This window comes from Streptomyces silaceus, from assembly GCF_001419745.1.
Lineage (GTDB): Bacteria > Actinomycetota > Actinomycetes > Streptomycetales > Streptomycetaceae > Streptomyces > Streptomyces silaceus.
Genome location: NZ_LIRJ01000161.1, coordinates 1 through 24,156, shown reverse-complemented (window position 1 = coordinate 24,156; position 24,156 = coordinate 1). Strand labels below are relative to the sequence as shown.

The following is a 24,156-nucleotide window of genomic DNA, read 5'->3' as shown; positions in this document are numbered from 1 at the left end:
CGGCGGCCCGGCTCCTCGCCGCCGACAAGCCGCTGCCGCTCGCCGCCGCCCTGACCCTGCTCGCCTTCGTCCCCCTCCTCGCCTCGGGCGCCAGCGCCCTGGTCCTGCGCCCCCGCCCCGCCAAGTCCACCGGCACGGAGCCGGGCACCGACCGGACCGGGGAGCCGGAGGCCCCCGCCCCGGCGCCGAGCGGACTCCCCTGGGGCGTCGCGCTGCTCGCGGCGGGCCTCGCCGTCGAGACGTACGCGAGCCGCTCCGGCGGCGGGATCGGGAGCGGCGGCTTCCCCATGCCGGGCGGCGCCGACGGCAGCCCGGCGGGCGTGCTCGCGGGCTGGGCGCTGACCGCGCTCGGGCTGGTCTTCGCGGGCCCCGGCCTCACCCACCTCTGCGGCCGGATCCTCCAGGCGGTCCGGCCCGGCGCGGTGCGGCTGCTCGCGGGACGCGTCCTCCAGGAGGAGGCGCGCCGCATCGGACGGCCGCTCGGCGTGCTGTGCGCGGTGGCGTCCGGCGCCTACGCCTCGGTCGTGCTGTACGCGGGGCCGAGCCCCGCCGTCGGCCCGCTCACCGCGCTCGGCGCGCTGCTCGTCGCGGGCTGCGCGGTCCTGACCCTGGCCACCGCCGCGATCGAGGCCCGGCAGTCCCGCTCGGACACCACGGCCGCGCTACTGCGGCTCGGCGCCCCGGCGACGATGCTGCGCGGCACGGCGGCGCTCCGCGCGGGCGCGCTCGCCGCCGTGTTCGGGCCGCTGACCTGGCTCGTCGCGGAGCTCGCCGCGCTGCCGCTGGTGCGTTGAACGACGGCGGAGAACGCGTGGGAAAAAAAGTTCGCCACCGGCGATGAGTTCCGCGTCGAACGGCTGTCTACCCCCTCGTAAGGCACACGCGAGGCACACGCACTCACCGGGAGAGACGCTCATGTACCAGCAGATGATCTTCGTGAACCTGGCCGTCGACGACGTCGCCGCGTCGAAGAGGTTCTTCACGGAGCTCGGCTACACGCTCAACCCGCAGTTCTCGACCGACGACTGCGCGTGCGTGGTCATCAGCGAGACCATCATCGCGATGATGCTGAGCAAGCAGCGGTACGCGGACTTCACGCAGAAGGAGATCGCGGACTCCACGAAGACCAGCGAGACGCTGCTGTGTCTGAGCGCCGAGAGCCGCGAGAAGGTCGACGAGCTGGTCGACAAGGCCGTCGCCGCGGGCGGCACGGCCGGCAAGGTCCAGGACTACGGCACGATGTACGGCCGCGCCTACGACGACCTGGACGGCCACACCTGGGAGATCATGTGGATGGACGCCTCCGAGGTCCAGGGCTGACCGAGCCCTCTCCCCGAGCGCTGCTTAGCATGGGCGGATGCAGCCGACACCCGACAGCGCATCCGCCCCGCACCGCACGGCCGACCCGCAACTCCCGGGCGAGGACCGCGAGATCGAGACCCTCGCCGAGTTCGACGAGGTCTCGGGGCGCGGTGGTCTCGCCGGATGCCGCGTCCAGGCCGTCGACCTGACGGAGCGCACCTCCGCGCTGCTCGCCGCCGACGTCGCGGGCGCCGTCTTCCTCGGCTGCCCGATGGACGAGGACGCGGCGGCACGCGTCCGCGCGTCGGGGGCACTGGTCTTCCCGCCGGTCCCCGGCCTGCCGTTCAACCCGTACCGCGGCCTGCTGTACACCCCCGACGACCTGTTCGCCGGGCTCGCCGACGGCGGCTACGACGCGACGCCGGACGCCCACGCGTACGACTGGTTCCAGCGCACCACCGCCGACGGCGACGTCTTCTCGTCGATGCTCCGTGCCATTCACGACGACTCCATCTCCGACGCGCTCGACGAACTCCTCGTCGGGGCGCGGGTGGTGGGCGTCATGGGCGGCCACGCGATGGCCCGCGGCACGGAGGCGTACGCGGGCGCCGCCCGGCTCGGCCGTGAGCTGTCCCGCGCGGGCTTCACCGTCGCCACGGGCGGCGGCCCCGGCGCGATGGAGGCCGCGAACCTCGGCGCGTACGCCTCGGTCCTCGCCGACGACATGCTGGACGAGGCGCTCGAACTCCTCGCCAAGGCGCCGTCGTTCACCCCGTCGGTCACCGAGTGGGCGCGCGCGGCCTTCGCGGTGCGCGAGCGCTGGCCCGCCGGCGGCGCGTCGGTGGGCATCCCCACCTGGTTCTACGGCCACGAGCCGCCGAACCCCTTCGCCGCCCACCTGGCCAAGTACTTCGCCAACGCCACCCGCGAGGACGGCCTGCTGGCCCGTTCGAACGCGGGCGTCGTCTTCCTGCCGGGCGCCGCGGGCACGGTCCAGGAGGTCTTCGACAACACGACCCCCAACTACTACGAGTCGCGCGGCGAGCCCCGCCCGATGGTCCTCGTCGACCGCGCCCACTGGACGGAGCACCTCCCGGTGTGGCCCCTCCTCCAGGCACTGGCCCGCGACCGCGCGATGGAGTCGCGGATCGCCCTGGTGGACCGGGTGGAGGACGCACCGGACGCGCTGCGGGACCTCGGCGCGGGCGACCCGAAGAGCTGAGACCGCCGCGGCGATCCGGTCGGGCCCCGGGCACGGTCACCCGAAGGACGCGCGCTCCAGCCAGAAGTCGAGCAGCTCGCGCTCGCCCAGGACCTCCACGCGCCCGCTGTCCAGCGGGCGCCTCCGATAGAAGGCGAGCAGCACCTCGGTGAGCGGACCGCGCAGCGCGACGTCCGCCTTCGCGTGCCCGCGCCGCCAGGTGAAGCCGTCCTCGCCGAACTCGATGAGCCACTCGGCGTCCAGGCCGGGCGGGGCGTCGGTGGCGTGCAGATGGATGCCGCGCCCCGCGCCCTTGAGCTCGGCCGCGCTGTCGTCGGGGTCGGTGCGCTGGGCGAGCGCCACGAGATCGAGCCACTCGTCGATCGCGTCGGCCGCGACCTCCGGATCGATCTCGTACGCGACACCGGCGGCGATGGCCGCGTCGGCGCGGTGGACCGCCAGCTCGTGCGTCATGCGCCGCGCCCAGAACCCGGCGCTCGGGTCGTCCGACCACGACCACACCTTCGCGTCGGCGCCCGCCGCGCGGAACGTCCGCTCGCCGAGCTCGGCGGTGCGGGCCAGCCAGGCGTCGAGCGCGGCCGGGTCGTCGCCCTCCGGGCCCCCTGCCTCGGGGATGTCCTCCTCCGGGATGTCCCGCTCGGCGCGCGTCGCCACCAGGTGCTCGCTCCACCGCACCGCGCCGCCCATGTGCCGCACGAGCTGCGCCAACGTCCAGTCGGGGCAGGTCGGCACGGTGACCGAGAGGTCCGCGCCGGCCAGCGCGGACCTCAGGAGGTCCATCTGCACGGTCACTTCGGCGCAGTAGCGGTCATGGTTCAGTCTCGTCATGCCCGCACCCTAGGTCGCCGAGCACACCGGCGGCACCCGCGTTTTCGCGACCGCGCACGGCTCAGCCCCGCACAACCGCGTCCTGCTCAGCCACGCCCGGCTCAGCCGAGCACCACCACGTCGGCCGCGTCGAAGCCGACCCCCACGGTCTCCCCCACCTCCGGCGCCTGCCGCAGCGCGCACGCCGCCTCCAGGCGCGGGCCCTCCGCGGGCTGCAGATGCACGGCGACGTGCGTGCCGCGGAACGTCCGCGCCGTCACCACGCACGGCAGCCCCTCGTCGGCGGCCACCAGCCGCACCCCGGCCGGCCGCACCAGCACCTTGTGCCGCCCGGCCGGCGATCCCTCCGGCACCGGCACCTTGCCCCACGCCGTGTCGGCGACCTCGCCCGTCACCGTCGCCGCGACGACGTTGTCGAAGCCGAGGAAGCGCGCCACGAACTCGTCCGCGGGGTGCTGCCACACCTCAAGCGGCGTACCGGACTGGGCGATCCGCCCGTCCCGCATGACGACGACCCGGTCGGCGAGCGCGAACGCCTCGCCCTGGTCGTGCGTGACGGCGAGCACGGTCGTGCCCAACTCGTCGAAGAGTTCACGGAGTTCGACGACGAGCCGATCCCGCAGCGACCGGTCGAGCTGTCCGAGCGGCTCGTCCAGCATCAACAGCCGGGGCCGGGGCGCGAGGGCCCGCGCGAGCGCGACGCGCTGCTGCTCGCCGCCGGAGAGCGCCGCCACCGCGCGTCGCTGCGCCTTCGGCAGGCCGACGAGCTCCAGCAACTCCGCGACGCGGTCGGCCTGTTCGCCCCGCGAGGCGCCGTGCATGCGCAGACCGAAGGCGACGTTGCCCGCAACGTCGCGCTGCGGGAAGAGCTGGTGGTCCTGGAACATCAGGCCGACGCCCCGCTTGTGCGCGGGCACCCCGCGCTGGTCGCGCCCGCCGAGCAGGACCCGGCCCGCGTCGAGCCCCTGCAGCCCGGCCACCGCGCGCAGCAGCGTCGACTTGCCGCTGCCGCTCGGCCCGAGCACACAGACGATCTCGTGCTCGGCGACGTCGAGGTCGACGGCGTCGAGCGCGGCCCGTGCCCCGAACCGTACCGTCGCGTCCCGCAGGCTCAGCAGCGCGTCCGTCATCAGAACTCCCCCGTGGTCCGGTCGGTCCGAATGCGTTCCAGGAGCAGCAGGGACACCGCGCACACCACCATGAGGATCGTCGAAAGGGCCATCGCCTGGCCGTAGTTGAGGTCACCGGCCCGGCCAAGCAGGCGTGCCACGGCGACCGGCAGCGTCGGGTTGTCGGGCCGCGCGATGAAGACGGTCGCGCCGAACTCGCCGAGCGAGACGGCGAAGGCGAACCCGGCGGCGATCAGGAGCGCCCGCCGCACCATCGGCAGGTCGACCTCCCGCCAGGCCCGCAGTGGCGAGGCCCCGAGCACGGCCGCGGCCTCGCGCAGCCGTCCGTCCACCGCGCGCAGGACGGGCAGCATGGTGCGTACGACGAACGGCACGCCGACCAGCGCCTGGGCGAGCGGCACCAGGATCCAGGTGGACCGCAGGTCCAGCGGCGGCTTGTCCAGCGTGATCAGGAACCCGAAGCCGACCGTCACCGCGGAGACCCCGAGCGGCAGCATGAGCAGCGCGTCGAAGCCGCGGACGAGCCGCCCGGCCCTGCGGGTCAGGGCGGCGGCCGCGAGTCCGCCGATGACGACGGCGATGGCGGTGGCCACGACCGCGTACTGGAGGGAGTTCCAGACCGCCTCGATCGGCGGCACGAGGAAGGCGCCGCCGTCCGCCGAGGTCAGCTCCTCGTAGTACGCGAACCCGAAGCCGTCGGGGCCGTCGAACGACCGCTGGACGAGCACGCCGAGCGGCAGCAGGATCAGCACGGCGACCGTCGCCATGACCAGGCCGAGCAGCGTCCACTGCCCCGCCCCGCGCGGGCGCCGCGCGACGGCCGCCGCGTCGACGAGCTTCAGCGCGCTCTCGCGACGGCGCACCGTCCACGCGTGGATCGCCAGGATCAGCCCGACCGCGGCGAACTGCACGATCGTCAGGACGGCGGCCGTGGGCAGGTCCAGGAGCTGGGCGGTCTGCCGGTAGATCTCCACTTCGAGCGTCGAGTACGCGGGTCCGCCGAGGATCTGCACGACGCCGAAGGAGGTGAAGGTGAAGAGGAAGACCATCAGCGCGGCGGCGGCGACGGCGGGCCCGAGCGCGGGCAGCGTCACCGTCCGCCAGGCCCTGAGGCGCGAGGCGCCGAGCATCCGCGCGGCCTCCTCCTGCCGCGGGTCGAGCTGCGACCAGAGCCCGCCGACGGTCCGTACGACGACCGCGTAGTTGAAGAAGACGTGCGCGAGCAGGATCGCCCACACCGTGGTGTCCAGGCGCACGCCCCACAGCTCGTCGAAGAGCCCGCCCCGCCCGATGAGCGCGAGGAAGGCCGTCCCGACGACGACCGTCGGCAGCACGAACGGCACGGTGACCACGGCCCGCAGCACCTGCTTGCCGGGAAAGTCGAAGCGCGCGAAGACGTACGCGCCGGGGAGCGCGATCAGCAGCGTCAGGCCGGTCGACGCGAGCGCCTGCCAGGTGGTGAACCACAGCACGTGCCGGATGTCGGACTGGCCGAGCACGTCCGTGATCCGGCCGAACTGCCAGACGCCGTCGACGTGCAGGCCGCGCGCCACGATCGCCGTGACCGGATAGGCGAAGAAGAGCGCGAAGAACGCGACGGGCACGGCCATCAGGCCGAGCCGCGCCGCGCTCCCGCGAGAGCGCCCCTTCACGGGGCGCTCCTTCACTTCAGTACGAGCGAGGTCCACGACTTGATCCACGCCTCGCGGTTGTCCGCGATCTTCTTCGGGGCCATGGTCTCGGGCTTGTCGACCGTCACCCCGTGCTCGGTGAACAGCTCGGGCAGCTCGGTGCCCTCACGCACGGGGTTCACGAACATGTTCAGCGGCATGTCCTCCTGGAACTCCTTGCCCGCGAGGAAGTCGAGGAGCGCCTTGCCGCCCTTGGTGTTCTTGGCGTTGCTGAGCAGGCCCGCGTACTCGACCTGGCGGAAGCAGGTGCCGGTGGCGACGCCGGTCGGCGCCTCCTTGGGCTGCGGCTTGGCGTAGAGGACCTCGACGGGCGGCGAGGAGGCGTAGGAGACGACGAGCGGGCGGTCGCCCTTGGCCTTCTTGCCGCCGGCGGACCCGGAGAACTCCTCGTTGTAGGCCTGCTCCCAGCCGTCGACGACCTTGACGCCGTTGGCCTTGAGCTTCGTCCAGTAGTCCTGCCAGCCCTTGTCGCCGTACTTGGCGGCGGTGCCGAGCAGGAAGCCGAGGCCGGGCGACGAGGTCGAGGCGTTCTCGGTCACGAGCAGGTTCTTGTACCGCGGCTCGGCCAGGTCCTCGAAGGACTTCGGCGGCGCCAGCTTCTTGTCCGCGAAGTACTTCTTGTCGTAGTTGACGCAGATGTCACCGCTGTCGACGGGCGTGACCCGGTGCTTGTCCTGGTCGACCCGGTACTGCGCCCCGATCTTGTCCGAGCCCTTGGCCTCGTACGACTGGAAGAGACCGTTGTCGAGCGCGCGCGAGAGCAGGGTGTTGTCGACGCCGAAGAAGACGTCGCCCTGCGGGTTGTCCTTGGAGAGGATCGCCTTGTTCACGGCGGCCCCCGCGTCCCCGTCCTTGAGGACCTTGACCTGGTAGCCGGACCGCTTCTCGAAGTCCTTCAGCACGTCCTTGGAGACGTTGAAGGAGTCGTGGCTGACGAGCGTGACGCTCTTGGAGTCGGCGTCCCCCGACCCGCCGCCGGAGCCGCCGCACGCAGAGACGGCGACGAGTCCGATGCCCACCGCGACCGCGGTGAGCGTGACCTTCTTGGTGGTGCTCACTGACTTTCCTCCTGGGTGACCAGGAGAAGACGCGGCCCTGCCCGCGGGCCGGAAAGCCTGCGGGCAGGGCGCAACAGCTTGAGTGATCGCCGAACTTCCTACCCGGAATGACCCGGGCGAGGTTCAGAGGGTCTGCGGCCCACCTGTCCAAGGTGCCGCACTCTCAGCGCTGTGGCGCTCCCCTGTCGGAATATGCAGATGTGTGTACGAGCCGTACGCCCGCCAGCGTACCTCTCGGCTACCGCTCGCTCGCGGCCAGCTGGCCACAGGCTCCGTCGATCTCCTGGCCCCGGGTGTCCCGGATGGTGACCGGCACGCCGTGGGCGGCGATGGCCTCCACGAACGCCTTCTCGTCCTCGGGCCGCGAAGCCGTCCACTTCGAGCCCGGCGTCGGGTTCAGCGGGATGAGGTTCACGTGCACGGGCTTGCCCCTGAGCAGCCGGCCGAGCCGGTCACCGCGCCACGCCTGGTCGTTGATGTCCCTGATCAGCGCGTACTCGATGGAGAGGCGACGCCCCGACTTCGCGGCGTACTCCCACCCGGCGTCCAGCACCTCGCGCACCTTCCAGCGCGTGTTGACCGGCACGAGGGTGTCGCGCAGCTCGTCGTCCGGCGCGTGCAGCGAGATCGCGAGGCGGCACTTGAAGCCCTCGTCGGCGAACCGGTGGATCGCCGGGACGAGCCCGACCGTCGAGACCGTGATTCCCCGCTGCGAGAGGCCGAGACCGTCCGGCTCCGGGTCGGTCAGCGCACGGATGGCGCCGACGACGCGCTTGTAGTTGGCGAGCGGCTCGCCCATGCCCATGAAGACGATGTTGGAGAGCCGCGCGGGCCCGCCGGGGATCTCGCCGTCCCGGAGCGCCCGCATGCCGTCCACGATCTGGTGCACGATCTCGCCGGTCGAGAGATTCCGGTCGAGCCCGGCCTGGCCCGTGGCACAGAACGGACAGTTCATGCCGCAGCCCGCCTGGGAGCTGATGCACATGGTGACCCGGTCCGGGTACCGCATGAGGACCGACTCGACGAGCGTCCCGTCGAAGAGACGCCAGAGCGTCTTGCGGGTGGTGTCGTCGTCACAGCTGATGTGCCGCACCACGGACATCAGGTCGGGCAGCAACGCGTCACGGAGCTTCTCGCGCGCACCGGCGGGGATGTCGGTCCACTCCGCCGGGTCGTGGGCGTACCGCGCGAAGTAGTGCTGCGAGAGCTGCTTGGCGCGGAACGGCTTCTCGCCGATGGCGGCGACGGCTTCCTTCCGCTCGGCGGGCGTGAGGTCGGCGAGGTGCCGCGGCGGCTTCTTGGCTCCGCGGGGCGCGACAAAGGTAAGTTCTCCGGGCTTAGGCATGGCACTACCAGTGTCGCAGATGCCCGCGCATGCCTCTCGCGCTCGGAGAGGCGGCCGCTCGGGCGCTCTGCCCGCGGCGGGACAGCGCCCTTCCCACGGCGGGACAGGGCCCTACGGCGACGAGCCCCTCCCCCGTGAGGGGAAGGGGCTCGTACGCATGTGACGTCCGGGGAAGCGGAGGCTCAGCCCAAGCCCACGAAGACCACCAGCAGCAGCCAGACCACCGGGGCCGTCGGGAGCAGGGAGTCGAGGCGGTCCATGATGCCGCCGTGGCCCGGCAGCAGCGTGCCCATGTCCTTGATGCCGAGGTCCCGCTTGATCATCGACTCGCCGAGGTCACCGAGCGTGGCGCTCGCCGCGACCGCGAGGCCGATCAGGAGGCCCTGCCACCACGTGCCGCCGTCGATCAGGAACTGCATGCACAGCGCGCCCGCGGCCATCGCGAAGGTGACCGCGCCGACCAGGCCCTCGCGGGTCTTGCCGGGGCTGATGCGCGGCGCCAGCTTGTGCTTGCCGAAGCGCCAGCCGATCGCATACGCGCCGGTGTCGCTGACCACGGTCAGGAGCAGGAAGGTCAGCACCCGCTGCGGACCGTCGTCCGCGGTGAGCATCAGCGCCACGAACGTCGCGAGGAAGGGGACGTAGAAGGCCGCGAAGACCCCCGCCGTGACGTCCTTGAGGTAGCCCTCGGGAGGCTCGGTCATGCGCCAGACGAGCACCGCGAGCGCGGTGAGCGCCATCGCGACCCAGGCGCCCTCGGCCCCGCGGACATAGCCGGCGACGACCATCGCCGCGCCGCCCACCGCCAGCGGCACCAGCGGCGCCTTGATCTCCTTGCGCTCCTCGAGCCGGGAGGTGAGCTCCCAGAGACCGACCACGACGGCGACCGCTATGACGCCGACGAAGACGGCCTTCACGATGAACAGCGACGCGATGATCACCGCGCCGAGTCCCACACCGACTCCTATGGCCGCCCCGAGGTCGCGGCCCGCGCTCTTCTTCTGCGGTGCTGCCGGGGCGGGCTGTGGTGCGCTGGGCATGGGCTCCTGCGGAGGCTCGTCACGGAACAGGGGGCCGCCCATCCGAGTGGCCCCCCGGTCGTCGTCCTGGTCTCCGCCGTTCACGGGTACGTCGGGCACGATGGGCATGGGCTGCGTCTCAGACGGAAACAGCGCGTCCTGCGCATCGTACGCGGGACCTGGCGGGGTCGCCCCCTGACCGGGCCCCTGGTCGGGCGGCCCCCAATACCCGGCTCTGGGCGGCGCCCCCCAGGAAGAGTCGTTCACGGATCGGTTTCCTGATTCCTCGGACTTCGATCAGCCTCGATCAGACCTCGATCAGACTTCGAGCAGCTCGGCTTCCTTGTGCTTGAGCAGCTCGTCCACCTGGGCGACGTACTTCGCGGTGGTGTCGTCGAGCTCCTTCTCGGCGCGACGACCCTCGTCCTCGCCGACGTCGCCGTCCTTGATCGCCTTGTCGAAGGCCTCCTTGGCCTTGCGGCGGATCGACCGGATCGAGATCTTGGAGTCCTCGGCCTTGGTCTTGGCGACCTTGATGTACTCCTTGCGGCGGTCCTGGGTGAGCTCGGGGAAGGTCACCCGGATGATGTTGCCGTCGTTGCTCGGGTTGACGCCGAGGTCGGAGTCGCGGATCGCCTGCTCGATGTTGCGCAGCGCGCTCTTGTCGAACGGGGTCACCACGGCCATCCGCGGCTCGGGCACCGAGAACGAGGCCAGCTGGTTGATCGGCGTCAGCGCGCCGTAGTAGTCCGCCACGATCTTGTTGAACATCGCCGGGTGCGCACGCCCGGTGCGGATCGCGGCGAAGTCCTCCTTGGCGACCACGACGGCCTTCTCCATCTTCTCCTCGGCCTCGAGGAGGGTCTCTTCGATCACCACTTGCTCCTGCGTGTCTTGAGTGGCCCGGCTAGCACGGGGCGGCCGGCTGCGTCGCGTCTCTTTCCTGCACGGTGTCCGACCGGCAGGGCTTTGTCCATCCCTCTCAAGTGACGTCTCGCGTGCGTCCCTTGAGACTGACCCAGGTCGCGCGGGTCAGGCCCGGTTTCCCTGGTCGCCCACGAGAGTGCCGATCTTCTCACCCTTGACGGCCCGAGCGATATTGCCTTCGGAGAGCAGCTCGAAGACGAGGATGGGCAGCTTGTTGTCCCGGCACAGCGTGATCGCGGTCATGTCGGCGACCTTGAGGTCGCGGGTGATGACCTCGCCGTAGCCGAGGGAGTCGAACTTCACCGCGTCGGGGTTGGTCTTCGGGTCGGAGTCGTAGACGCCGTCCACGCCGTTCTTGCCCATGAGCAGCGCCTCGGCGTCGATCTCCAGGGCACGCTGCGCGGCGGTGGTGTCGGTGGAGAAGTACGGCATGCCCATGCCCGCACCGAAGATGACCACACGGCCCTTCTCCAGGTGGCGCACGGCGCGCAGCGGGATGTACGGCTCCGCGACCTGCCCCATGGTGATGGCGGTCTGGACGCGGCAGTCGATGCCTTCCTTCTCCAGGAAGTCCTGCAGCGCGAGACAGTTCATGACCGTGCCGAGCATGCCCATGTAGTCGGAGCGGGCCCGGTCCATGCCGCGCTGCTGGAGCTCGGCGCCGCGGAAGAAGTTGCCGCCGCCGATGACGACGGCGATCTGGGCGCCGTCGCGGACGACGGCCGCGATCTCGCGGGCGATGGCGTGCACCACGTCGGGATCGACACCGAGGCCGCCCCCACCGGCGAACGCCTCGCCGGAGAGCTTCAGCAGGAAGCGTCCGGGAACTTTGCCGTCGTCGCTCTTCGAGTCGGCCTTGGTGGTCATGTGGTTCTCGCTTCTCTTACTTGGCACACATACGAAGAAGGCCACTGCCGGTGGGGTGTCGTTCGCAACCCATGCTCGGCAATGGCCTCCTCGTCAGATCCTGCGGTCGTACGTCGCGCACGAGTGCTCGGTGCGCGGGCGACCGCCTTCGACCCTAGCGGGGTCTACCGTCGATCGCGGTACGGACTCAGATGCCGACCTTGATGCGCGAGAAGCGCTTCAGGGTGACACCGGCCTCGGCGAGAACCTTCTCGACCGACTTCTTGTTGTCCAGCGCGTACGGCTGGCCGAGGAGCGTGGCCTCCTTGAAGAAGCCGTTGACGCGACCCTCGACGATCTTCGGCAGGGCGGCCTCGGGCTTGCCCTCGGCGCGGGTGGTCTCCTCGGCGACGCGGCGCTCGGACTCGACGACCTCGGCCGGCACGTCCTCCTTGGAGAGGTACTTCGGCGCGAAGGCGGCGATGTGCTGCGCGACACCCTTGGCGAGGTCGGCGTCGGCCTTGTCCAGCTCGACGAGGACACCGATCTGCGGGGGCAGGTCGGGCATCGTGCGGTGCATGTACGCGGTGACGTAGGCGCCGGAGAACTGCGCGAAGCGGTCCAGGACGATCTTCTCGCCGAGGTTGGCGTTGGCCTCGTCGACGTACGCCTGGACGGTCTTGCCGGCCTCGATCTCGGACGCGAGCAGCGCCTCGAGGTCGGCCGGGGAGGTCTTGGCGACGTGGGCGGCGAGGTTGTTCGCCACGGCCTGGAACTTCTCGCCCTTGGCGACGAAGTCCGTCTCGCACTTCAGCTCGACGATGACGCCGGAGGTGTTGTCGTCGGCGATGAGGGAGACCACGGCGCCGTTCTCGGCGGAGCGGCCCTCGCGCTTGGCGACGCCCTTCTGGCCCTTGATGCGGAGCGCCTCGACGGCCTTGTCGACGTTGCCCTCGGCCTCGTCGAGCGCCTTCTTGCAGTCCATCATGCCGGCGCCCGTGAGCTCACGGAGCTTCTTGACGTCAGCGGCGGTGTAGTTCGCCATGATCGAAATTTCTCTCTCGAAGTCTGAAAGATCTACGAAGGTCTACGGGTGAACGGCGGGGGCCGATCGGGCCCCCGCCGTCAACCACCGAACCCGTGAGGGTCAGGCCTGCTCGGCGTCCGCGGCCGGGGCCTCGGCGGCCGGAGCCTCGGCAGCGGCCTCGGCCGGCTTGTCCTCGGCCTTGGCCTCGTCGGCCTTGGGGGCCTCGTCGGCCTTCTTCTCGCCCTCGAGCAGGTCGCGCTCCCACTCGGCCAGCGGCTCGCCCTGGGCCTTCTCGCCCGGCTTCGAGTCACCGGTGGCAACGCCGGAACGGGCGATGAGGCCCTCGGCGACGGCGTCGGCGATCACGCGGGTGAGCAGCGTGACGGAGCGGATCGCGTCGTCGTTGCCCGGGATCTTGTAGTCGACCTCGTCGGGGTCGCAGTTGGTGTCGAGGATCGCGACGACCGGAATGTTGAGCTTCCGGGCCTCACCAACGGCGATGTGCTCCTTCTTGGTGTCCACGATCCAGACGGCGCTGGGCACCTTCTGCATCTCGCGGATACCGCCGAGGGTCTTCTCCAGCTTGGCCTTCTCGCGCGAGAGCACGAGAAGCTCCTTCTTGGTCAGACCGGACGCGGCGACGTCCTCGAAGTCGATCTGCTCGAGCTCCTTGAGGCGCTGCAGACGCTTGTAGACGGTCGAGAAGTTGGTGAGCATGCCGCCCAGCCAGCGCTGGTTGACGTAGGGCATGCCGACGCGGGTCGCCTGCTCGGCGATCGCCTCCTGCGCCTGCTTCTTCGTACCGACGAACATGACCGTGCCGCCGTGGGCGACGGTCTCCTTGACGAACTCGTAGGCGCGGTCGATGTACGACAGCGACTGGAGCAGGTCGATGATGTAGATGCCGTTGCGCTCGGTGAAGATGAAGCGCTTCATCTTCGGGTTCCAGCGACGGGTCTGGTGACCGAAGTGGACGCCGCTCTCCAGCAGCTCCCGCATCGTGACGACGGCCATGGCCGTTCTCCTTGAGATTCTCGGTTGTGCCGCGTGTGCCGGACGGCACTCGCGCCTGACGCCCGCTGTGCGCCTTGCCACGAGGGACCGAGGGGCGCTGACACCGGCTTGTTTCCTGACCTGGTGTCGGGGCGTGCGAAGTCGACCCGGTGACCCGGATCGCCAAAAGAAGTGTACGGGACCCGCGAGGTACCGGGTGACGCCACCGTCGACCAGCAGGTGACGGGGCCGGCCCCGCTTCCCTGGCCCCACCCGCCACGAAAGGGTGACAGCGCTGTCCACAACCGGCCGGTAGTCCCCAGATCCGGTCCATGATCCCCGCGGATCCGCGGGGCGCGGGACGGTTCTGCCATGCGCCTGGAACTGCTGCTGCCGCCGCTGGCGGCCCTGCTCGCGACCGTTCTGCCCCCGCCCGCGCCCGCCGCGGGGACGGCCACGACCTGGCCGCTGGGCACCCGCCCTCAGGTCGTACGGACCTGGGATCCGCCCGCGACCCCGTACGGCGCGGGCCACCGCGGCGTCGACCTCGCCGCCCCGCCCGGCACACCAGTGCGAGCGGTGGCCCCGGGTCGTATCGCCTTCGCGGGCCGGGTGGCGGGCAGGGGCGTGCTCTCACTGGAACTGGCGGACACGGGCACCCCACCCCTGCGCACCACGTACGAGCCGGTACGGGCGACGGTCGAGAAGGGCGACCGGGTCGAGGCGGGCGACGAGGTGGGCGTCCTGGAGCTCCCGGCTGCCCACTGCCGCACCACGAGCTGCCTCCACTGGGGCCTGCTCAGAGGAAAGACCTACCTGAACCCGCTGACCCTGCTCCCGCCGTGGCTGCTGCGCGGGCGCCCCTCACGCCTGCTGCCGATGACCGGGGCGTCGCCGGGCCTCAGCCCCGCACACCCCGCAGAGCCATGGCGACCGCCGCCTCCGTGATGGCGGAAGGATCCTCCGCGGCCCCCAGCTCGATGCGCCGCACCGCCGCGTCCACGACGCCCTGGAGCAGCATGGCCGCGAGCCGGGGCTGCTCGTGCCCCAGCGCCACCAGCGCCTCGACGATCATCGCGATGAGCCCCCCGTGCGCCGCACGGATCTTCTCGCGCGCCCCGGCGTCGAGCTCACTCGCGGAGATGGCGACCACGGCGCGGTGCCGCCGGTCCCCCACCAGCGCCAGCTGCTGCCGGACATACGCCTCGACCTTGTCCTCGGGGGTCTGTGCCCCCTCCATCGCCGCCGCGACCTCCGCCGCCCAGACGGGAAAGTCGACCTCGCACAGCTCTTCCACCACGGCGGCCCGTGACCGGAAGTACTCGTAGACGGAGGACCGGGCCAGCCCGGTGCGCTCGGCGAGAGCGGGGAAGGTCAGTGCCTCCGTACCCCCCTCGGACAGCAGGGACCGGGCGGCGTCCAGCAGGGCGCCGCGCTGCATCGACCGGTGCTCGGCCACTGAGGCCGCTCGAATCCTTGGCACACTTCCACTCTACGGACGGGACGCCCCGCGCGGGAGTCGCTCCCGTCCTCCCGCCCGCCCGGCAGGGACGGTCTTCCGGCCGCTGGGCAGGGACGATTCAGCTCGATCAGCGCCCGAAACTCGCCAGCTTCGCCCGCAGCTGGAGCACCGACTTCGTGTGGATCTGGCTCACCCGGCTCTCGGTCACGCCGAGCACGTTGCCGATCTCGGCGAGCGTCAGCCCCTCGTAGTAGTAGAGCGTCACGACGGTCTTCTCGCGCTCCGGCAGCGTGTTGATCGCCCGCGCGAGCAGCCTGCGGAGCTCGCGGTCCTCCGCGACCTCCACGGGGTTGTCGGCCGCGTGGTCCTCCAGCGTGTCCATGAGGCTCAGCCGGTCGCCGCCGTCGCCGCCCGCGTGCAGCAGCTCTTCGAGCGCCACCACGTTTGCCAGCGACAACTGGCTGAAAACCGCGTGCAGTTCCTCCAGCGCGATCCCCATCTCGGCGGCGACCTCGCTCTCGGTCGGCGTCCGCCGCAGCTGCGCCTCCAGGGTGGCGTAGGCCCGCTCGACGTTGCGCGCCTTCTGCCGCACCGACCTCGGGATCCAGTCGAGCGCCCGCAGTTCGTCGATCATCGCCCCGCGGATACGGGTGATCGCGTAGGTCTCGAACTTGATGGACCGCTCGATGTCGAACTTCTCGATCGCGTCGATCAGCCCGAAGACCCCGGAGGAGACGAAATCGGCCTGCTCGACATTGGGCGGCAGCCCCACGCTCACCCGGCCCGCGACGTACTTCACCAGCGGCGAGTAGTGCAGGATCAACTGCTCCCTGAGCCGCTCGTCCCCCGTCTCCTTGTACGACCGCCACAACTCGTCCAGCGACGAGGGGGCGGGAGGCCGCTCCCGCTCGCCGCTACGGGCGGCGGGTGGAACCGCCGCCCGGTCGGACCCTGAGGTGTGCTGGGGCATTCGTCGCCTTGAGCCGTTCTGCCGTGAACTGGTGAGGTCGCGTGGGTCGGTGAGGTCGCGCGGGCCCGTGGAGTCGCCGGGCTCGCCCGTGCCTGTGCGGTGGGGAGCGTGCGTGGAGTGAATGGGGTCGTCCGTCTGGTTGCCTGTCCGCGTCGGAATCCTTGTGAGCGTAGCGTGACTGAAGTGTCGCAGTGTGCGAAGACTATGGGATCGTGCGTGCGCAGATACGTTCCGCTGGGTGCCCCAAGGAGACGATTACGTAGCGCAGCGTGACGGGCTTGGAGTATCAACTGCACGATTTCCCATGGTCGTCGGGGGTCATCCGTCCGGCGGAACACGCTCGGTCACGATTCACCTCCACCGGCGAACACGGACAGAATCGCCTGGCGTGTCAACTGCCAGCCGTCGCCGTGTCGTTCGACGAACCCCAACGACTGAAGCTCGTACAGGCGCCCTACCGCGTCGTCCGCGCTCGTCCCCGCCCCCACCGCCACGTCCCGCGCCGTCGCACGCCCCCGCGCGGGCAGCGCCGCCAGCACCCGCGCCGCCCCGGGGGCGAGCAGATCGCGCGGCACGACGGGCCCCCGCCGCGCCGGGGCCAGCTCACCCATGTCCCCGACCAGCTCGACGACTTCCGCCGCATCCGTGACGAGGACACCGTCACCCCGCAGCAGTTCGTGCACCCCGGCGGAGAGCCCGCTGGTCGCGGGCCCCGGCACCCCCATGGCGAAGCGCCCCAGGTCCTGGGCGCTGCGCGCCGTGGCCAGCGCCCCGCTGCGATAGGCGGCCTCGACCACCACCGTCCCCCGCGTCAACGCGGCGATCACCCTGTTCCGCAGAATGAACCGGCTCGGCGTCGGATGGTCCCCCGGCGGCAACTCGCCGACCACGAGCCCCTGTTCCGCGATCCGCCCGATCAACTCCGCGTGCCCGCGCGGATAGGGTCGGTCCACCCCGCACGCCAGCACGGCCACGGTCGCGCCGCCGGCCCCGAGCGCCCCGCGGTGCGCGGCGCCGTCCACGCCGTACGCCCCTCCGGAGATCACGACCCAGCCGCGCTCCGCGAGCCCCGCGGCGAGGCCGGCCGCCATGCGCGCGCCGTACTCCGTGCAGGCCCGCGATCCGACGACGGCCACCGACCGCAGTGCCCATATCCGCAGGGACGGCCGCCCCCGCACCCAGAGCCCGACCGGACGCGCGTCCCCCAGGTCGTCCAGCGAGGCGGGCCACTCCGCGTCCCCCGGACACACGAACCGCCCGCCGACGTCCCGCGCCGCCTCCAGGTCCCGCTCGGGCCGCACCCGGGCGGCCCGCGCCCGCAGCCCCTCCCAGCGCCGCGCGGTCACCCCCGCGGGCCGCTCCTCGTCCGTCCCCAGCCGCCGCAGCACCTCGACGGCCCCGATCTCCCGCAGCCACCGCCCACCGGCCGCGTCCCCGGGCTCCAGTACCCGGGTCAGGGCGACCCGGGCGAGCCGCTCCTCCTCCGGCGACGGGACGACGGTCATGCCGGCGCTCCGATCACCATCGGCACCCCGCGCGAGATGCCCGTGCGCAATTGCAGCGCCAGCGCGACGTCCTGCGCGGTCGGCCGGTCATGGCCCGCCAGGTCGGCGACGGTCCAGGCCACCCTCAGCACCCGGTCGAGGCCACGGGCGGTCAGGAATCCCCGCTCCAGGTCGACTTCGGCGGCCTCCAGCGCGCCGGGAGCGGCGGGCCAGCGCATGCGCAGGGCATGGCCGGGCACCTCGCTGTTGGTCCGCCAGCCGGTGTCGGCCAGCCGGGCCGCCGCTCTCTCCCGCGCGGCCCGCACCCGGTCGGCGACGGTCCGCGTGGACTCGCCGCCGGTGGCGCACCCCGCCAGTTCGGAGCGGGTGACGGCCTCCACCTCGACCTTCAGGTCGACCCGGTCGAGCAGCGGGCCCGAGAGGCGGGCCTGATAGCGGCGGACGGCGGACGCCGGGCATTCGCAGCCGTCGCCCAGCATTGTATGGCGGCCGCAGGGGCAGGGGTTGGCGGCGAGCACCATCAGGAACCTCGCGGGCAGCCGCACCACGCCCGCGCTGCGCGCGATCACCACGTGCCCGGATTCGAGGGGCTGCCGCAAGGAGTCCAGGGTCTGGGTGCTGAACTCCGGCGCCTCGTCGAGGAAGAGCACCCCTCGGTGCGCCAACGAGACCGCGCCCGGCCGTGCGATCCCCTTGCCGCCGCCCACGAGCGACTGCATCGTCGCGGAGTGGTGGGGCGCGCAGTACGGCGCGACGTCCACCAGGGGTCTGCCCGCGGGCAGCATGCCCGCCACCGAGTGGACCGCCGTCACCTCCAGGGACTCCTCGCGTGTGAGCCGGGGCAGGATCGCCGGCAGCCGCTCCGCGAGCATCGTCTTCCCGGCGCCCGGCGGCCCCTGGAGGAAGAGGTGGTGGGCCCCCGCCGCGGCCACCTCGATGGCGGTCCTCGCCGCCCGCTGGCCGACGACGTCGGCGAGGTCCAGCGCGTGGGCGTCGTCCACGGCCCCGCCGAGCCCCGTGCCCGCGCCGGTCCCCGGCACGCACAGCCCGGCGAGCATCGGGTCCGGGCGCCCGGCCTCGGTCGGCTCCTCCTCCGGCACCGGCTCGTCGGTGAGGACCGCGATGAGCTGGCGCAGGCTGCGGACCCCGAGGACGGAGATCCCCGGCACCAGCGCGGCCTCGGCCGCCGTGCATTCGGGGACGACCACCTGTTCGTACCCCGCGTCCGCCGCCGCGAGGACCGCCGGCAGCACCCCTCGGACCGGTCGCACCCGGCCGTCGAGTCCCAGCTCGCCGATCATCACGATGTCGGCGAGCACCTTGGGATCGATCCGCTCGGACGCCCCGAGCACCGCGCTGGCGACGGCGAGATCAAAACCGCTGCCGCTCTTCGGCACCGACGCCGGGCTCAGCCCCACCGTGAGTTTCTTCTGGGGCCATTCCCCGCCCGAATTGACCACGGCGGCCCTGACCCGGTCACGGCTCTCGCTCAGGCTCTTGTCCGGCAGGCCGACCAGGGTGAACGCCGCCACCCCGGGCTCCAGATCGGCCTGCACCTCGACGACCACGCCCTCGACTCCGACGAGGGCCACGGAACACGTGCGCGCGAATCCCATCAGGCCACCCCGCGCGCATGCTCGACCACGGGCCCGCCCCGGCGCGGCAGCAGGACCCCGACCAGGTCGATGCGGACACCGCCCGGCGGTGGGCCGCCGCGCTCCTCGATCCAGCGCTCGGCCAGCCGCCGCAGCCGCTCCGCCTTGGTCCGGCCCACGGCCGCCATCGGATGCTCGAACAGCGCCGCCCCGACCAGGCCCGCCCTGCGCGTCTTGACCTCGCAGACGACGAGAACCTCGCCGTCCAGGGCCACGATGTCGATCTCTCCGGTCCGGCCCGCGCGCCAGTTGCGCTCCAGGACCGTCATTCCCGACGCGATCAGCCGCCGCGCAGCCAGGTCTTCGCCGTACCTGCCGAGTGCTTCCCGTGCGTTCATGTCGGCACCACCTCCGGCACCCACCGTCACGGATCAGCGCGCACCTGTTGGATCTTGGTGCACTACTCGTCGGTTGTGGATATCTCCGCCACCCCGACGAGTGAACTCAGCTGCCCGGCAGCTCCAGGTCGCTCTTGCTGAGCTCCTCGATGTTCACGTCCTTGAACGTGAGGACACGGACCTGCTTGACGAAGCGAGCGGGCCGGTACATGTCCCACACCCAGGCGTCCGCCATGGACACCTCGAAAAAGACCTCACCCTGAACCGAGTGCACCTGCATCTCGTAGTCGTTGGTGAGATAGAAGCGCCGTTCGGTCTCGATCACGTATTTGAACAGACCGACGACATCGCGGTACTCCCGGTAGAGCTTCAGCTCCATCTCGGTCTCGTACTTCTCGAGGTCCTCGGCGCTCATGGCATGTTCCCCTTCAGCCGTGCGTCCCCCTATTGTGCGTCAGCCTCGCGAGCCCCTACACGATTTCCGTGTCGAGGATCTCCGGCCGCTCCGGGGGCCCCTCGTCGAGCAGCTTGCGCAGCAGCTCGGCGAGTCTGGTCGGATACACCGTCTCATGAGCCCCGGTCAGTTCTCGGCACGTCCACCAACGCGATCCGGCGACGCTGCGCCGCTCGAGCTCCGTGAGGCCCTCGGCGGCGGTCGCCGTCTGCGACGTACGCGCCAGGAAGTACCACTCGTCCTGGTCCCAGCGCCGCCCGGCGAACGGGAAGGAGCAGACGCGCCGCCACAGGACGGGGCCGAGTTCGACCTCCGTGATGCCGGTCTCCTCGCGCAGCTCGCGCAGGGCCGCCTGCTCGTGCGTCTCGTCGCCCTCCAGGCCGCCGCCCGGCGTGAACCACCAGTCGTCCTTCGGATCCTCGGGCTCATGGCCGTGCAGCAGCAGAATGCGGTCGTCCGGGTCGAGGAGCACCACACGCGCGACCCGGCGCAGCGGACGCCCCGACTCCGACAGCGGGGCGGGCACCGTCTCCTCAGCCGACACCGGCGGCCGCCTCCCTCGTACGGTTCCCGGCGCGCCCGCGGCCCAGACGCCTCGCCACCGGCCCGTACGCGGCGCCGCCGAGCACCAGGACCATGCCGACCACGATCGCGGTGACGACCATGCGCAGCGGCCCCGGCTCGGAGATGCCGCCGGGCATGTCCGCGAAGCCGTCGGGCCGCTCCAGCATGCCGAACTTGCCCATCGGCCAGGCCACCGCGTCGACGCGCGCCTGCACGGCGCCGCGGGGCACCGAGCCGTGGTCGGCGTCGCCCAGGTGCACGCTGGAGTCCAGGGACCCGCTGCGCTCGTCGCCGAGCAGGAACAGTCGGCCCTTGGGCACCTTCGTGGTCGGGATGCCGGTGGCCGCGGCGCCCTTGCCCTCGGGGAGATACGGTTCTGCGACGTCCTTGCCGTTGACGGTCAGCTTGCCGTCCTCGCAGCAGGCGATCGTGTCGCCGCCCACGCCGACGACCCGCTTGACCATCGGCAGGTCGCCCCACGTCGCCTGCTTGAAGACGACGACGTCACCGCGGCGCACCTCGTCGCCGTCGATCCGCTGCGCGAGCACCCGGTCGCCCGAGCCGATCGTCGGCGTCATCGACCCGGTGGGCACGGTGTACGGCTGGTACAGGACGGCACCCCAGACGAAGCCGCCGAGGAAGAGCACACAGCCGAGGGCCACGGCGACACCCGACAGCACGCTGCCGAGCCGTCCGTGGCCCTCGTCCGTACGACGTGTCCTGCTCATCCCGGTGCTCCCCCGTCTCGGAGACGACCTCGCCGCCCGTGTACACGGGCGGCGGAAGATCGGCGATCTGGGACGGCACCCTACCCGGCGGTACTGCCGCCAGAAACCCTCGCGTCCCGAGCCGCGGCCACCGTGAGGCGGCGCCGGCGCCACAGCACGATCGGCACGGCACCCGCGAGACCGAGGACGCCCGGCGCCGCGCTGGAGAGCGCGTTGATGCCCGGCTGGTCGAAGGTGTCGGGCTTGGGCAGCGTCGCCCAGCGGGTGGGCGGCCAGGCGATCACGATGGCGCGGCCCACGACGTTGTCCACGGGGACGGCGCCGCCGCCGGGCTGGTTCTGGTGGTAGCGGGAGTCCAGCGAGTTCTGCCGGTGGTCACCCATGACCCAGATTTTGCCCTTGGGCACGGTCACCTTGAACTGGCCGCCCTGGTCGTCCACGCTGCACGGGGTGTTCCCGGCGAAGACGTACGGCTCGTTCAGCGCCTTGCCGTTGACCTTCACCGGTCCCGTGCCCTTGCACTCCACGGTGTCGCCGCCGACGCCGATCACGCGCTTGATGAGGTCCTTCTCGTCGGCGGACGGCATGAGGCCGATCCAGCCGAGGACGCGCTGCACCGCGTTCGGATCGGGCGTGGGCTCGCCGTCCAGCCAGTGGCCCGGGTCCTTGAAGACGACGACCTCGCCGCGCTCGGGCTCGGAGCCGAACCACGGCGTCAGCTTGTCCACGAGGACCCGGTCGCCCTGCTGCAGGGTGTTCTGCATCGAGTCCGAGGGGATCGAGAACGCCTGGACCAGGAACGTCTTGATCAGCAGTGCCAGGACGAGCGCGATGCCGATGAGGAGCGGAAGCTCCTTCCAGAAGGAGCGGGGCTTCTTGGGCTGCTTGGCGTCCTGCTCGCTCTTCGCGTCCTCGCCGTCCACCGCGTCACTCCCGGGCTGCACGCCGTCCGCGACGGACCCGGTGCCCGGCTCGTCGGATCGCTCCGGCCGCTCCTCGGGCCCTTCGTGTCCGGATCGTGCGCCGACCGCCAAATCCCCCACATCCACTCCTCAGTCCGTGCCGCCGCCTGCCCCAGATGCGATGCAGGCCCACCACTCCCATAACGAGCGGGAGTTCCGCAGGGGTCGGGAGTCGGATCAATCCGTATCGATCGCCGTGGGCCACCCTATGCGACGCTCCTGTGGCGGTGTCCGATCCAGCACGCGCGTCGGGAACCGACGCATACGTGTCCGGCTCCTCCAGTTTGCGCCAGTGCCCGAACGGCCAGGCGATGACGATCGCACGCCCCACCACCTGGTCCTCGGAGACGGTGCCGCTGAACTTCTCGGTGCGATGGAAACGTGAGTCCGCCGAGTCGCTGCGGTGGTCGCCCATCACGAAGATGCGCCCCTTGGGGACCTTCACCTCGAACTCGAACGCGGAGGGCTTGTCGCCCGGATTGATGTACGGCTCGTCGAGAGGTACGCCGTTGACGGTGACCTTGTCGTTCTTGTCACAGCACTTGACCGTGTCGCCGCCGACACCGATCACGCGCTTGATCAGGTCCCGTTCGTTGTCGGACGGCAGCAGACCGATCTGGGTCAGGCCTTCCTTGACCTGCTTGACGACCACGGGGTCGTCCTTCTTCTTGCCCTGCTCTTCCTCGAGCCAGTTGCCGGGGTCCTTGAAGACGACGACGTCGCCGCGCTCCGGTTTCGACCCGAACCAGGGGGTGAGCTTGTCGACCAGGACCCGGTCGCCGATCCGGATCGTCTGCTCCATGGAGCCCGAGGGGATCACGAAGGCCTGCACCAGGAAGGTCTTCAGGACGAGGGCTATCAGGAGCGCCACACCTATGAGGAGGGGTATCTCCTTGATCGCCGAGCGCCGCCTGCGCCGCTTGACCTTCTTCGCGAGCTTGCGCCGCTCCGCGCGGCCGGGCCGCGCGGGGGCGTCGGTCGGCCGGGATCCGGTGGGCAGCCCGGTGTCCGCGCGGTGCCCCGCGGCACGCGTCCGCCCCCGGTTACCCATGGGCGCCGCCTGGTGCCGGCACGCGCGCGTAGCTGTCGGGGCGCTTCAGGGACGACCAGTGGCCGACCGGCCAGGCGATCCAGTCGGCCCTGCCGATGACCTCGTCGACGGGGATCATGCCGCCACCGGGCTGACCGAGATGGTCACGGGAGTCGCTGGAGTCGCTGCGGTGGTCGCCGAGGAGGAAGAGGCTGCCTTCGGGGACGACGACGTCGAAGGGCACCTGTGAGGGGGCGTCCCCTTCGTACAGATACGGCTCGTCGACGGGCTCGCCGTTCACCTTGATCCTCCCCCGCTTGTCGCAGCAGACCACCCGGTCTCCCCCTGTGCCCACGACCCGCTTGATGTAGTCGGCATCTCCGAAGTAGCCGCTGCCGTCGAAGACGACCGCGTCACCTCGCTGCGGCTCGGAACCGAAACGGTACGCCAACTTGTTGACGAGTACCCGGTCCCCGACGCGGAACGCGGGCTCCATGGAGCCGCTCGGGATCTGGAAGGGCTGCATCACGAAGGTGCTGACCGCGAGCAGGAGCCCCATGCACAGCAGGAACGTGAGCGTGAGTCTGCCCCCGGGCAGCCAGTCGACGACGGACGCAAAAACGGAACGCGACCGTTCCTCCGTCTCCTCGGATGCTCCGTCGACGTCGGGGACGTCTTCGGCAGCGGAGGGTCGGGAGGAGCGGTCGCGCTCCGTGTGCTGTGCTTCGGTGTCCATCGGGGCCAGATGTTATCCGGCCCCGTCGCGGACCCGTGCGCGAGATCAGTTCTCGCGCTTCTCCTTGATCTTCGCGGCCTTGCCGCGCAGGTCACGGAGGTAGTACAGCTTCGCGCGACGCACGTCACCGCGGGTGACGAGCTCGATCTTCTCGACGATCGGGGTGTGCACCGGGAAGGTGCGCTCGACGCCGACGGAGAAGGAGACCTTGCGGACCGTGAAGGTCTCGCGCACGCCGGCACCCTGGCGACGGATGACTACGCCCTTGAACTGCTGCACACGGGAGCGGTTGCCCTCGATGACGCGGACGTGGACGTTGACGGTGTCGCCCGGGCGGAAGGCCGGGATGTCGCTGCGCAGCGAC

Annotated in this window: 26 protein-coding genes; 4 read left to right on the top strand and 22 right to left on the bottom strand. The window is 71.2% G+C overall.

From position 1 onward, the window contains the following. From AOK22_RS16635 to AOK22_RS16625, 3 genes are all read left to right on the top strand, one after another. Positions 1-794 (top strand): hypothetical protein (locus AOK22_RS16635; protein ID WP_055699442.1); only part of this gene is annotated, 794 nt, incomplete at its 5' end. A gap of 121 nt (positions 795-915) precedes the next feature. Next, entirely contained in the window at positions 916-1,320 is a 405-nt protein-coding gene (locus AOK22_RS16630) for a VOC family protein (protein WP_055699441.1), read from the top strand. A gap of 37 nt (positions 1,321-1,357) precedes the next feature. Then, positions 1,358-2,524, top strand: coding sequence for an LOG family protein (locus tag AOK22_RS16625; RefSeq protein ID WP_055699440.1), 1,167 nt, complete (start codon positions 1,358-1,360; stop codon positions 2,522-2,524). Between the two features lie 36 nt (positions 2,525-2,560). On the opposite strand, the gene AOK22_RS16620 is transcribed toward AOK22_RS16625, so the two are convergent. From AOK22_RS16620 to rpsB, 10 genes are all read right to left on the bottom strand, one after another. Then, complete coding sequence (locus AOK22_RS16620) at positions 2,561-3,352, bottom strand: maleylpyruvate isomerase family mycothiol-dependent enzyme (protein ID WP_055699439.1); 792 nt, start codon at positions 3,350-3,352, stop codon at positions 2,561-2,563. A 101-nt stretch (positions 3,353-3,453) separates the two neighbouring features. Further along, positions 3,454-4,482 carry an ABC transporter ATP-binding protein gene (locus tag AOK22_RS16615; RefSeq protein ID WP_055699438.1) on the bottom strand — a complete coding sequence of 343 codons (1,029 nt, stop codon included), beginning with the start codon at positions 4,480-4,482 and terminating at the stop codon, positions 3,454-3,456. Then, positions 4,482-6,170, bottom strand: a complete 1,689-nt coding sequence (locus tag AOK22_RS16610; RefSeq protein ID WP_055699437.1) for an ABC transporter permease — start codon at positions 6,168-6,170, stop codon at positions 4,482-4,484. Before AOK22_RS16610 ends, AOK22_RS16615 begins: the two co-directional genes overlap by 1 nt. Beyond that, on the bottom strand, positions 6,146-7,231 hold the full coding sequence (locus AOK22_RS16605) for a thiamine ABC transporter substrate-binding protein (RefSeq protein ID WP_055699436.1): 1,086 nt from the start codon (positions 7,229-7,231) through the stop codon (positions 6,146-6,148). The genes AOK22_RS16610 and AOK22_RS16605 overlap by 25 nt, the downstream gene beginning before the upstream one ends. 238 nt (positions 7,232-7,469) lie before the next feature. After that, a complete protein-coding gene (rlmN, locus tag AOK22_RS16600) occupies positions 7,470-8,576 on the bottom strand; it encodes a dual-specificity RNA methyltransferase RlmN (RefSeq protein WP_055699435.1) in 1,107 nt (368 codons plus the stop codon). Positions 8,577-8,758: 182 nt separating this feature from the next. Further along, positions 8,759-9,862, bottom strand: coding sequence for a phosphatidate cytidylyltransferase (locus AOK22_RS16595; RefSeq protein ID WP_079036610.1), 1,104 nt, complete (start codon positions 9,860-9,862; stop codon positions 8,759-8,761). Positions 9,863-9,913: 51 nt separating this feature from the next. Continuing rightward, the gene (frr, locus tag AOK22_RS16590; RefSeq protein ID WP_055565944.1) at positions 9,914-10,471 is read right to left on the bottom strand and encodes a ribosome recycling factor; all 558 of its coding nucleotides are present in this window, start codon (positions 10,469-10,471) and stop codon (positions 9,914-9,916) included. Positions 10,472-10,627: 156 nt separating this feature from the next. Beyond that, positions 10,628-11,389: a UMP kinase gene (gene pyrH, locus AOK22_RS16585; protein ID WP_055699434.1), complete on the bottom strand. Its 762-nt coding sequence runs from the start codon at positions 11,387-11,389 to the stop codon at positions 10,628-10,630. Between the two features lie 187 nt (positions 11,390-11,576). Beyond that, positions 11,577-12,413, bottom strand: coding sequence for a translation elongation factor Ts (gene tsf / locus AOK22_RS16580; RefSeq protein WP_055699433.1), 837 nt, complete (start codon positions 12,411-12,413; stop codon positions 11,577-11,579). Between the two features lie 102 nt (positions 12,414-12,515). Further along, positions 12,516-13,409, bottom strand: coding sequence for a 30S ribosomal protein S2 (gene rpsB, locus AOK22_RS16575; protein WP_055699432.1), 894 nt, complete (start codon positions 13,407-13,409; stop codon positions 12,516-12,518). A 351-nt stretch (positions 13,410-13,760) separates the two neighbouring features. Between rpsB and AOK22_RS16570 the strand changes: the two genes are divergently transcribed. Beyond that, on the top strand, positions 13,761-14,336 hold the full coding sequence (locus AOK22_RS16570) for a M23 family metallopeptidase (protein ID WP_055699431.1): 576 nt from the start codon (positions 13,761-13,763) through the stop codon (positions 14,334-14,336). Here the strand turns inward: AOK22_RS16570 and AOK22_RS16565 are convergent. From AOK22_RS16565 to rplS, 12 genes are all read right to left on the bottom strand, one after another. After that, complete coding sequence (locus AOK22_RS16565) at positions 14,290-14,829, bottom strand: TetR/AcrR family transcriptional regulator (protein WP_079036612.1); 540 nt, start codon at positions 14,827-14,829, stop codon at positions 14,290-14,292. The genes AOK22_RS16570 and AOK22_RS16565 overlap by 47 nt on opposite strands. Before the next feature lie 148 nt (positions 14,830-14,977). Next, on the bottom strand, positions 14,978-15,820 hold the full coding sequence (gene whiG, locus AOK22_RS16560; protein WP_055699429.1) for an RNA polymerase sigma factor WhiG: 843 nt from the start codon (positions 15,818-15,820) through the stop codon (positions 14,978-14,980). Between the two features lie 344 nt (positions 15,821-16,164). Then, positions 16,165-17,325: a DNA-processing protein DprA gene (dprA, locus tag AOK22_RS16555; protein ID WP_055699428.1), complete on the bottom strand. Its 1,161-nt coding sequence runs from the start codon at positions 17,323-17,325 to the stop codon at positions 16,165-16,167. Beyond that, positions 17,322-18,941, bottom strand: coding sequence for a YifB family Mg chelatase-like AAA ATPase (locus tag AOK22_RS16550; protein WP_055699427.1), 1,620 nt, complete (start codon positions 18,939-18,941; stop codon positions 17,322-17,324). Before AOK22_RS16550 ends, dprA begins: the two co-directional genes overlap by 4 nt. Next, entirely contained in the window at positions 18,941-19,318 is a 378-nt protein-coding gene (locus tag AOK22_RS16545) for a YraN family protein (protein ID WP_055699426.1), read from the bottom strand. The genes AOK22_RS16550 and AOK22_RS16545 overlap by 1 nt, the downstream gene beginning before the upstream one ends. 106 nt (positions 19,319-19,424) lie before the next feature. Beyond that, positions 19,425-19,733, bottom strand: a complete 309-nt coding sequence (locus AOK22_RS16540; RefSeq protein ID WP_055699425.1) for a DUF2469 domain-containing protein — start codon at positions 19,731-19,733, stop codon at positions 19,425-19,427. A 55-nt stretch (positions 19,734-19,788) separates the two neighbouring features. Then, positions 19,789-20,316, bottom strand: coding sequence for an NUDIX hydrolase (locus AOK22_RS16535; protein ID WP_055699424.1), 528 nt, complete (start codon positions 20,314-20,316; stop codon positions 19,789-19,791). Further along, a complete protein-coding gene (gene lepB / locus AOK22_RS16530; protein ID WP_055699423.1) occupies positions 20,306-21,064 on the bottom strand; it encodes a signal peptidase I in 759 nt (252 codons plus the stop codon). The genes AOK22_RS16535 and lepB (AOK22_RS16530) overlap by 11 nt, the downstream gene beginning before the upstream one ends. Before the next feature lie 80 nt (positions 21,065-21,144). After that, a complete protein-coding gene (lepB, locus tag AOK22_RS16525; protein WP_141753855.1) occupies positions 21,145-22,107 on the bottom strand; it encodes a signal peptidase I in 963 nt (320 codons plus the stop codon). Further along, a complete protein-coding gene (lepB, locus tag AOK22_RS16520; protein WP_055699421.1) occupies positions 21,992-23,077 on the bottom strand; it encodes a signal peptidase I in 1,086 nt (361 codons plus the stop codon). The genes lepB (AOK22_RS16525) and lepB (AOK22_RS16520) overlap by 116 nt, the downstream gene beginning before the upstream one ends. Next, positions 23,070-23,792, bottom strand: a complete 723-nt coding sequence (gene lepB, locus AOK22_RS16515) for a signal peptidase I (protein ID WP_055699420.1) — start codon at positions 23,790-23,792, stop codon at positions 23,070-23,072. The genes lepB (AOK22_RS16520) and lepB (AOK22_RS16515) overlap by 8 nt, the downstream gene beginning before the upstream one ends. Before the next feature lie 45 nt (positions 23,793-23,837). Then, positions 23,838-24,156: 50S ribosomal protein L19 (gene rplS / locus AOK22_RS16510; protein WP_055699419.1), on the bottom strand; the 319-nt coding region annotated here is incomplete at its 5' end.

Bases quoted from the DNA above. Each gene is read 5' to 3' on its own strand.
- AOK22_RS16630 (WP_055699441.1), top strand. From the start codon at position 916: ATGTACCAGCAGATGATCTTCGTGAACCTGGCCGTCGACGACGTCGCC.
- AOK22_RS16625 (WP_055699440.1), top strand. From the start codon at position 1,358: ATGCAGCCGACACCCGACAGCGCATCCGCCCCGCACCGCACGGCCGAC.
- AOK22_RS16620 (WP_055699439.1), bottom strand. From the start codon at position 3,352: ATGACGAGACTGAACCATGACCGCTACTGCGCCGAAGTGACCGTGCAG.
- AOK22_RS16615 (WP_055699438.1), bottom strand. From the start codon at position 4,482: ATGACGGACGCGCTGCTGAGCCTGCGGGACGCGACGGTACGGTTCGGG.
- rlmN (WP_055699435.1), bottom strand. From the start codon at position 8,576: ATGCCTAAGCCCGGAGAACTTACCTTTGTCGCGCCCCGCGGAGCCAAG.
- pyrH (WP_055699434.1), bottom strand. From the start codon at position 11,389: ATGACCACCAAGGCCGACTCGAAGAGCGACGACGGCAAAGTTCCCGGA.
- tsf (WP_055699433.1), bottom strand. From the start codon at position 12,413: ATGGCGAACTACACCGCCGCTGACGTCAAGAAGCTCCGTGAGCTCACG.
- rpsB (WP_055699432.1), bottom strand. From the start codon at position 13,409: ATGGCCGTCGTCACGATGCGGGAGCTGCTGGAGAGCGGCGTCCACTTC.
- AOK22_RS16570 (WP_055699431.1), top strand. From the start codon at position 13,761: ATGCGCCTGGAACTGCTGCTGCCGCCGCTGGCGGCCCTGCTCGCGACC.
- AOK22_RS16565 (WP_079036612.1), bottom strand. From the start codon at position 14,829: ATGCAGCGCGGCGCCCTGCTGGACGCCGCCCGGTCCCTGCTGTCCGAG.
- whiG (WP_055699429.1), bottom strand. From the start codon at position 15,820: ATGCCCCAGCACACCTCAGGGTCCGACCGGGCGGCGGTTCCACCCGCC.
- dprA (WP_055699428.1), bottom strand. From the start codon at position 17,325: ATGACCGTCGTCCCGTCGCCGGAGGAGGAGCGGCTCGCCCGGGTCGCC.
- AOK22_RS16550 (WP_055699427.1), bottom strand. From the start codon at position 18,941: ATGGGATTCGCGCGCACGTGTTCCGTGGCCCTCGTCGGAGTCGAGGGC.
- AOK22_RS16545 (WP_055699426.1), bottom strand. From the start codon at position 19,318: ATGAACGCACGGGAAGCACTCGGCAGGTACGGCGAAGACCTGGCTGCG.
- AOK22_RS16540 (WP_055699425.1), bottom strand. From the start codon at position 19,733: ATGAGCGCCGAGGACCTCGAGAAGTACGAGACCGAGATGGAGCTGAAG.
- lepB (WP_055699423.1), bottom strand. From the start codon at position 21,064: ATGAGCAGGACACGTCGTACGGACGAGGGCCACGGACGGCTCGGCAGC.
- lepB (WP_055699421.1), bottom strand. From the start codon at position 23,077: ATGGGTAACCGGGGGCGGACGCGTGCCGCGGGGCACCGCGCGGACACC.
- lepB (WP_055699420.1), bottom strand. From the start codon at position 23,792: ATGGACACCGAAGCACAGCACACGGAGCGCGACCGCTCCTCCCGACCC.